This is a genomic window from Clostridium sp. D43t1_170807_H7, assembly GCF_015555905.1.
Classification (GTDB): domain Bacteria; phylum Bacillota; class Clostridia; order Clostridiales; family Clostridiaceae; genus Clostridium.
In genome coordinates this window covers 26,779-35,728 of the sequence record NZ_JADNLK010000026.1, presented here as the reverse complement: position 1 = coordinate 35,728, position 8,950 = coordinate 26,779, and the positions used below count along the sequence as shown (strand labels likewise).

At 28.3% G+C, this 8,950-nt stretch carries 10 protein-coding genes, 2 rRNA genes, 1 pseudogene and 1 other annotated feature (1 of these 14 cut by a window edge); of the genes and pseudogenes, 12 read left to right on the top strand and 1 reads right to left on the bottom strand.

The features are described from left to right. From I2E98_RS13510 to I2E98_RS13500, 3 genes are all read left to right on the top strand, one after another. Positions 1–74 (top strand): 23S ribosomal RNA (locus tag I2E98_RS13510); the annotation flags it as partial. Between the two features lie 117 nt (positions 75–191). Further along, a 5S ribosomal RNA gene (gene rrf, locus I2E98_RS13505) occupies positions 192–308 on the top strand. 113 nt (positions 309–421) lie between these two features. Further along, the gene (locus I2E98_RS13500) at positions 422–1,036 is read left to right on the top strand and encodes a DUF488 domain-containing protein (protein WP_195469417.1); all 615 of its coding nucleotides are present in this window, start codon (positions 422–424) and stop codon (positions 1,034–1,036) included. 534 nt (positions 1,037–1,570) lie between these two features. Here the strand turns inward: I2E98_RS13500 and I2E98_RS13495 are convergent. Then, positions 1,571–2,179, bottom strand: a complete 609-nt coding sequence (locus I2E98_RS13495; protein ID WP_195469416.1) for a methyltransferase — start codon at positions 2,177–2,179, stop codon at positions 1,571–1,573. Between the two features lie 352 nt (positions 2,180–2,531). Between I2E98_RS13495 and I2E98_RS13490 the strand changes: the two genes are divergently transcribed. From I2E98_RS13490 to I2E98_RS16090, 9 genes and pseudogenes are all read left to right on the top strand, one after another. Further along, entirely contained in the window at positions 2,532–3,623 is a 1,092-nt protein-coding gene (locus I2E98_RS13490) for a ribose-phosphate pyrophosphokinase (protein ID WP_195469415.1), read from the top strand. 74 nt (positions 3,624–3,697) lie between these two features. Further along, positions 3,698–3,883, top strand: a complete 186-nt coding sequence (locus I2E98_RS13485) for a hypothetical protein (RefSeq protein WP_195469414.1) — start codon at positions 3,698–3,700, stop codon at positions 3,881–3,883. A gap of 31 nt (positions 3,884–3,914) precedes the next feature. Further along, the gene (locus tag I2E98_RS13480) at positions 3,915–4,799 is read left to right on the top strand and encodes a DUF6734 family protein (protein WP_195469413.1); all 885 of its coding nucleotides are present in this window, start codon (positions 3,915–3,917) and stop codon (positions 4,797–4,799) included. A 157-nt stretch (positions 4,800–4,956) separates the two neighbouring features. Continuing rightward, positions 4,957–6,150, top strand: coding sequence for an acetate kinase (locus I2E98_RS13475; protein WP_195469412.1), 1,194 nt, complete (start codon positions 4,957–4,959; stop codon positions 6,148–6,150). A 159-nt stretch (positions 6,151–6,309) separates the two neighbouring features. Continuing rightward, entirely contained in the window at positions 6,310–6,882 is a 573-nt protein-coding gene (locus I2E98_RS13470) for a hypothetical protein (RefSeq protein WP_195469411.1), read from the top strand. 70 nt (positions 6,883–6,952) lie between these two features. Then, a complete protein-coding gene (locus tag I2E98_RS13465; protein WP_195469410.1) occupies positions 6,953–8,185 on the top strand; it encodes an NAD(P)-dependent oxidoreductase in 1,233 nt (410 codons plus the stop codon). A 26-nt stretch (positions 8,186–8,211) separates the two neighbouring features. Further along, positions 8,212–8,424 (top strand): hypothetical protein, encoded by a 213-nt coding sequence (locus tag I2E98_RS16100; RefSeq protein WP_243251156.1) that lies wholly within the window; start codon positions 8,212–8,214, stop codon positions 8,422–8,424. Next, positions 8,379–8,510 (top strand): annotated as a pseudogene (locus I2E98_RS16360) (SAM-dependent methyltransferase); the annotation flags it as partial. The gene I2E98_RS16100 and the pseudogene I2E98_RS16360, both read left to right, overlap by 46 nt. Positions 8,511–8,585: 75 nt before the next feature. Next, complete coding sequence (locus I2E98_RS16090; RefSeq protein WP_243251154.1) at positions 8,586–8,828, top strand: RNA methylase; 243 nt, start codon at positions 8,586–8,588, stop codon at positions 8,826–8,828. Between the two features lie 68 nt (positions 8,829–8,896). Beyond that, positions 8,897–8,950 (top strand) — a sequence feature (ribosomal protein L20 leader region); it runs 86 nt beyond the window's last position.

Sequence of the window (8,950 nt, the reverse complement as noted above, 5' to 3'; positions counted from 1 at the left end):
GGTTGATAGGTCAGAGGTGTAAGTGTGGTAACATATTTAGCTGACTGATACTAATAGGTCGAGGGCTTGACCAATAAAATAGATAATTCATGTGCAATTTTGAGATAACAATATCTCTAAAAGGAAACTCACTCAACAGAGTTGAGGAGTACAAGGTTTTAACTAAATCAAAGATTTAGAAAACCATAGCATCTGGTGATGATGGCGTAGAGGAAACACTCCTTCCCATTCCGAACAGGAAAGTTAAGCTCTACAGCGTCGATGGTACTGCACGGGGGACTGTGTGGGAGAGTAGAACGTTGCCAGGTAAGAGTAAGGTACTTAGTATTAACTAAGTACCTTTTTTGCGTAATAAAATAATATAAAATGAATTAATGCAAAATATAACTATAAGGTTAAATAAATTTTATTAGGAGGATATATGGAAATATACACTATAGGACATTCTAATTATACAATTGAAAGACTTATTGATATGTTAAAACATTATAATATCAATTGTGTGGTAGATATTAGAGGGACACCATATTCAAAATATAATATTCAATTTGATAAAGAAACTATAAGATATACTTTAAGTAAGGCAGGATTTATCTACATATATATGGCTAAAGAATTAGCAGCTAAAAGAATAAATAAAGAATCTTATAATGAAGAAGGATATTCTGATTTTGAAAAGGTAATAAAAGAAAAAGAATTTTTAGAAGGAATAGAAAGATTAAAAAATGGTTGTAATAAAGGATACAATATAGTTTTATTAGGAGCTATGCAGGAACCTATAAGATGCCATAGATCTATTTTAGTAGGAAAAGCATTAAGGAAATGTGGATTTAATGTTAAGCATATATTAGATGACTATTCTACAGCATCACAAGATGATATAGAACAAATGCTTTTAGATAAATATTTTAGTAATAGAAATCAAATGACTATTGATGATTTGATTGGAAATAGTTTAAGTAGGGAGGAAATGATAGAAGAAGGTTATAGAATGGCAAATAAAGAAATAGGATATCGAATAGAACACTTGAAATAAATTGCGCACCAAAGCGTTAATGTCGTGATGCCGAAAATTAATGATATAACCTGCATTAAGTCATATAATTTCGCTAAGAATTTATATTATTATTTCCATAAAATTAGCTAAAGCTTCGAAGCTCGCTATAGCTTACCTTAAGTGAGATTCAAAATTTCAATTTTGCTGATCGAACTTACACATCCGACTTTAGCAGGAGGTGCTTCCTTTTAAAAGGAAACTCACTCTTCACTATCGCTCAGAGGAGTAAGTTCATCTAACTAAATCAAGATTTAGAGATTCACTTAACGCTAATTTTATTCCAATAATAATTAAATTCTAAAGCTTATTATATAATACTTTCTTCCGGTTATATCATTAATTTTTCTCTATCACTAGCTTAAAGCTTGGGTCTGCAATTTAAAAGCGAAAAACTTATAAAGTTAACGACTCGTCATATAACATGTAGTAAAAGACATTAACTGTAAGGAGTTATGCTATAGGTAGTTACGTAAAAATAAATATTTCATTTTTCGCTTCTACGTAACGAACAATTTAGTTAGGTAGTGTGTAGATAGAGAATTTTTGGCGCTTATCTATTAGGTAAAGGTTATGTACTGGAATTTCTTGTTTTAGAGTTAGCGCTGTATAATTTTCTAAGTAATCTATGTATTCTTCAGATGGATAATAGAATATTAGATCTATTTCTCTAGGAAATTGTTCTACTGAAATTAAAATGTTATTTAAAACTTTAATAAATAATTGTAGTGAAAATGGATTAAAGAAATAAAATTTATTATCTGATGGTAATACTTTATAATCTTCTGCAAATATATTCAAAAAGTTAATTTTTTCTTTGGGTTTTGAGAATGCCTTAAAATAACTTCTTTTATTATTCTCACATATATCATAATAGTTATTGTTCATTTCTATTCCAGTAACGGATGAATTGTAATAATAGTTTATGTAAAAGGCCAATCTTCCCTTGCCACATCCAAAGTCAACTATATAATCTGAACTATTTAGAGTATACTGTTTAAATAGTGATTCTAGGGCTAGATAAGATGTAGCTTCATATCTATTATAATGATGGGATTCATAAAATCCTTGTTGTTCACCTGTAGTTTTTATATTAAGTAATCTTTCGTAATGCATATCATCCATAAGTGCTCTCCTTTTATTCTTTATGAGTTTAAATAAACTATTTATATATTATATCAAATATATATTAAAAAAATATTCATTCATAAATTTAATTTTTAAATCATAAAATTTGAAAAGATATGTAGGAAAATTAGTGAGATTTAACGAAAATACCATAAATTTTATAATAAAATAGAATATTTTTATATAGCTATTTATTAATATTAGGGTTTGGTATATACTATTAATGATTAGAATTTTATAAATATATAATATAGTGTATATTATATAGCGTATATTATATAGTGTATACTATATAGTGTATATTATTAAATCTAAATCTTTGAAATTTTAATGTAAGGGGGAAAGTTTGATGACAGAATTAAGACATGAATTAGGAATAATAGCTTTAGAAAGTTGTAAGGAACTTGGAAATGCTATTGATAAGCTTATCCAAGAAAAGAGAAATACTAATGAATCATTCCTAATACCGATCGATGAAATAAGGTTTTCTAACGGAGAAGGAAAAGTCAAAATATCAGAGAGTGTAAGAGGTAAGGATATATACATTTTATGCGATATTGGTAATTATAGTTGTACATATAAAATGTTTGGATTTATTAACCATAAAGGTCCTGATGAGCATTTCCAAGATATAAAGAGAACTGTTTCTGCAATTAGGGGTAAGGCTGCAAAAATTACAGTAATAATGCCACTTTTATATGAATCAAGACAACATAGACGTAAAGGGAGAGAATCTTTAGACTGTGCATTAGCACTTCAAGAATTAGAGAGATTAGGAGTACATGAAGTACTTACATTTGATGTACATGATCCTAATGTTCAAAATGCAATTCCTCTACTATCTTTTGAGAATTTCTATCCAACATATGATATAGTAAAATCTCTTATAAAGAATGAAAATACATTAGAGTTAAACAAAGACAAACTTATAGTTATAAGTCCAGATACTGGAGCTATGGATAGGGCAATTTATTATTCAAGTGTTTTAGGAGTTGATGTAGGTTTATTCTATAAGAGAAGAGATCATTCAACAATAGTAAATGGAAAAAATCCTATAGTAGAACATGAGTATATGGGAAGAGATGTGGAAGGAAAAGATGTATTAATAGTTGACGATATGATAGCATCTGGTGAATCAGTACTTGATATAGCTATAGAGTTAAAGCAAAGAAAAGCAAGAAATGTTTATGTAGCAACTACATTTGCTTTCTTTACAGAGGGGCTAGAAAAGTTTAATAGATTCTATGAAGATGGAATAATATCTAGAGTATATTCTACAAACTTAACATATATATCAGATGAATTACGTAATTCTAAATGGTATAGAGCTGTAGATATGTCAGAGTTAGTATCAAAGATAATAAATAAATTAAATTATGATAGATCTATTGCTTCTTATATGGATGCAACAAGAGTAATACGTGACTTATTAGAAGAATAAGGGTATAATATATTATAGCATATGTAAATTAGTGGTAATTTGCAATGCTATAATATTTTTTTTAGGGAGAAAGTATGAGAAAAAAAGTAAGTAATAAAATAAAGCAAGAAAATAAAGTATTATGTGCAATTAAAAAAGAAATTAAGGATAATGTAATTAAAGGGAATGAATGGGCTATAATAAGTAAATATAATAGTGAAAATATTTCTTCAGAATATAATGTTTCAGGAGTAGGAGGATATGGGTTAGACCTTATATAGAATTTATATTTATGAAGAAGGGAAAGAGGCAATGATAGAAGCATTTCATTCAAATTGGACCAGACCATTTTTTAATGCAAATCCTCATAAGGAATATTATATAGAGGATTTTGAAATATTAACAACTATCCTTTCAGCATTAAAGTGGAGAGAGAAAAATGGAAGCATAAAAATGATTACTGATAAAGTTGGAGCTAATTATTATAAAAGTATAGGATTAGAGAAAATATGGGATTTGAGAATTGACATATCTTTAGATGATATAAATTATAAAATTGATAGTAATATATTTTGGGCAGCAGGAAAGCTTTATGCATTAAAAAGTCAAAAATCTCCATGTGTAATGATTGATACTGATTTTATTGTATGGGAAAATATACAAAATATTTTAAGTAATACAGAGGTAAGTGTAATTCATAAAGAAAAAATAGTAAAGGAAGTATATCCAGATAAAGATTATTTTAAATTTAAAAATGGATATTCTTTAGATGAAGAATGGGATTGGTCGGTATTACCTAGTAATACTGCTTTTATGTATATTTCTAACGAGGAGTTTAAGAAGTATTATACTACATCAGCTATAGATTTTATGAATAATTTACATTATAGTGATGATAAGATCACTAATATGGTATTTGCAGAACAAAGACTTATATCAATGTGCGCTAAAAGAAAAAATATTGAAATTAATGAGATAATGAGTTTAGATAATTTATTTTCTAACAAGCAAAAAATATTTACACATACATGGGGCTATAAGAAAGAAATGAAAAGGGATTTTAATAAAAGAAAAGATTTTTGTATAAGGTGTATTATTAGAATCATTAAAGATTATCCTGAATATGAAGAGATTATATCAAGTATTGAGCCTTTAAAAGGATATTATGCTGAAATTAAAAAAGGTTATTACATTTAATTTAACCTAATATTAAGAAATTATTCCATATTCTAAAGCGGAGAGTAGTTCACAGAGTTTTCAGATAAAATAGAATAATAAATCTTTTTAATTATTTAAAAGATTTAGTGTTATTATATATATAAATAATAATAATTTTTTGAAGGAGTGTGGGAAAATGAAAACTTTAGTAATAAATTGTGGTAGTTCATCTTTAAAATATCAATTAATCGATATGAGTACAGAAGAGTGTATGGTTCAGGGATTAGTTGAAAGAATAGGAATTGAAGGTTCTGTATTAACTCAAAAAGTTGAGGGAAAAGATAAATATGTAATAAATACAGAAATTAAGAATCATAAGGAAGCAATAAAGCTAGTATTAGAAGCATTAGTTGATCCAGTTCATGGAGTTATTAAATCTATGGACGAAATTGCAGCAGTAGGACATAGAGTTGTTCACGGTGGAGAAAAATATTCAGATTCAGTTTTAATTAATGATGAAGTTTTACAATCAATTAAAGATTGTATAGTGCTTGCACCATTGCATAACCCACCAAATATTATAGGAATTGAGGCATGTAAAGAGTTAATGCCAAATACTCCGATGGTAGCAGTATTTGATACAGCATTCCATCAAACAATGCCTAAGCATTCATACATTTGTCCGTTACCATATGATTTATATAAAAAATATGGAATTAGAAAATATGGATTCCATGGAACATCTCATAAATATGTTTCAAATAAAGTAGCAGAAGTTATGGGAAAAGACATAAAAGATTTAAAAATAGTTACATGTCACTTAGGAAATGGTTGTTCATTAGCAGCTGTTAAGAATGGTAAGTCTGTAGATACTTCTATGGGATTCACACCACTTGCAGGTGTTATGATGGGAACAAGATCTGGAAGCATAGATCCATCTGTTATTAGCTTTTTAATAGAACAACATGGATATACAATAGAAGAAGTAGACGAATTATTAAATAAAAAATCAGGAGTTCTAGGAATTTCAGGAGTATCATCAGATTTCAGAGATGTTTTAGCTGCAGGTGAATCAGGAAATGAAAGAGCAAAGCTTGCTTTAGAAATATTCTATTATAAGGTTAGAACTCAAATTGCTGCTTATGCTGGAGCAATGGGAGGTATTGATGTTATAGTATTTACTGCTGGTATAGGAGAAAATTCTTCTATTACAAGAAAAGAAATATTAAATGGTTTAGAATTCTTTGGATTTGAACTTGATGAAGAAAAGAATGAAATAAGAGGAAAGATTCAAGAGATATCTACTGAGGATTCTAGAGTAAAGGTATATGTAGTACCTACTAATGAGGAATTAATGATTGCTAGAGATACAGCAAAATTAGTTAAATAATTATAAAATAGTGTGTTATGAAGATTATTTAATAATCTTAAAGCACACTATTTTTATACACTAGAAATACTAATAAATGAATCTAAGGTTTAAATAGTAGTTCACCAATAGCTAATATGTTATAATAATAATTATTATTAATTAGATAAGGAGATTATTATGGGAAATAAGATAACTTTAACATATGAAAATGGAGAATTTAATGTTGCTATAAATGAAAGTGTTGTATATACAGATAAAGAGATGGAGGGTGCTCTTCTTAAATTTAACTCAGTAGTTAAAAATAATGCTATAGAGCAAAATAATTCATGGGATTCTATAGAAGCGGAAGTTAATAGTTATAATATTGAGCAAGTTGAAGTAAACTCACAGTTTAAGACTGTTAACTTTGGAAAAATGAAATACTTCTATAATACAGATAAGGTATTTTATATTCAAAACAATAGTATGATATCATTAGGCGGTGGTTATTCATTATTCAACTTTGTATTAAAGAAAATTAATGAAGGACATTTAGAAAATGAAGAGAGCTTTTTAGAACTATGTAAAATATCAATGCTGAATAAAGCAATTTTTAGTGCAAATGAAGATATTGTAATGATATCAAGTCCAAAATTTAGTTATGGAACAGTAGAATATAACTTTGCTACTAATAAAATAAATAAGGGAACTAGTAGTGAAAAAGGAAGCTTTGAAGAATTTAAAAATTATGTTTTAGAGATACTTAAATAGGTTATCTGAATCACTTAAGATAAAATAATGATTCTATAGTTAAAGGAAGCATTAAAATGAGGAGATATAGATGAAAGAGTTATTATTAGAAGCAGATAGATGTTTGTTATGCAAAAATGCTAGATGTAAGGCAAATTGTCCAATAAGCACAGAAATTCCGGAAGTAGTTAAGCTATTTAAGGAAGGAAAAATAATGGAGGGGGGTGAAATATTATTTAATAATAATCCATTATCAGCTGCCTGTGCTATAGTTTGTCCACACGAAGATCAATGTAAGGGAAATTGTATTAGAGGAATAAAAAGTGAACCTGTAAGCTTTTGTGAGATTGAAGAATATATATCTAGAGAGTATTTATATAAAGTGAAATTTGATAAAGTAGAATGTAGAAATGAAAGAATTGCTATAATTGGAGCAGGACCTGCAGGAATTACTTTATCAATTATATTAGCAAGAAGAGGATTTAAGGTTACTCTTTTTGATGCACATGAGAAAATTGGTGGAGTGCTTAGATATGGAATTCCAGAGTATAGATTAAAAAATTCCATGATAGATAGATATGAAGAGATACTTATTGAATTAGGAGTAAAGATAAGACCAAATACTTTAATTGGACCAGTTATTACATTAGATAAGTTATTCTTTGATGGTTATAAAGCTGTATTTATAGGTACTGGAGTATGGAATCCTAAGACTTTAAATATAAAGGGAGAATCATTAGGAAATGTACATTATGCAATAGATTATTTAAAGTCACCACAAGTTTATAAGTTAGGGAAAAAAGTTGCTGTAATAGGGGCAGGAAATGTTGCTATGGACGCAGCTAGAGTTGCTAAGAGAAGTGGAGCTGAAGAGGTATATATTCTCTATAGAAAAGGATTTGAAAATATGCCATGTACTAGAGCAGAGTTAGAAGAAGCCAAAGAAGATGGCATCAAGTTTGAATTATTTAAGGCACCTGTAGAGTTAACTGAAGAAGGAGTTAAATATATTGAAACTAAAAATGAAGTAGATGAATCAGGAAGAGTAAATACAGTCACTATAGAAGGAACAGAAGGAATGTTTAACTGTGATTCTACAATAATTGCAGTAAGTCAATCGCCAAGAAAAAATATAGTTGCTAATACTGTTGGTTTAGAAACTAACAAATGGGGATTATTGCTTACTGATGAAAAAGGACATACAACAAGAGAAGGAGTATTTGCATCAGGAGACGTTGTTACTGGAGCTAATACAGTAGTTCATGCAGTTGCATATGCAAAAGTAGTTGCAGATTCTATAGAAGAATATTGTGATAACAATTAATAAATTATTTGTAAGAGGGTGTTAAAATGAATAATGAAATGATTAAAAGTGAGTGTGAAAACACCCCAAGTAAATATTTTTATTTTATTAATTGCTCTGAAATGGAAAAAGAATTGTGCAATATGGAAATGAGAAGTATTTTTGGAAAAGAGATTAAAGAAAAATATTTATTTTCAGAAAAGAATTTTGATCCATCCAGAAGTCCATTTATATTGCCGTTGGAGATAATAGGGACTTAACACTAGTTGATCCATGTTGTGGAGTTGGAACTGTTGTTATAGAAGCTCTTGATTTAGGAATTAATGTAAAAGGTTATGAGATTAGCAAACCTATTGCATGTAATGCCAGGAATAATATAGAATTTTTAGGTTATAATAGAGAAATAATAACTAGTGGGGATATGCATAATATAAATGAAGTTTTTGATGTTGCCATAGTTGATATTCCTTATGGATTATTTTCACCTGTAACATTAAAGGAACAGGTGGATATAATTAATACCTCAAGAAGAATTGCTCGTAAACTAGTTATAATAACATTTGAAGATATGGATAATTTAATAACTTCAGCCGGCTTCAAAATAGTAGAAAAATGCTACATGACAAAAGGAAATATGATGAGGCAAATTAGTATTTGCGAATAAGTTGATTTTTCCAAGTAAGTTACACAACAAAAAGTTTGACAACATGTTAAGACGATGTTATAATGAATTTCGTCAAGAAGAAACAGCCGTTTCTCGCCTTACGGCTAAGCTTAGTAAGGTAA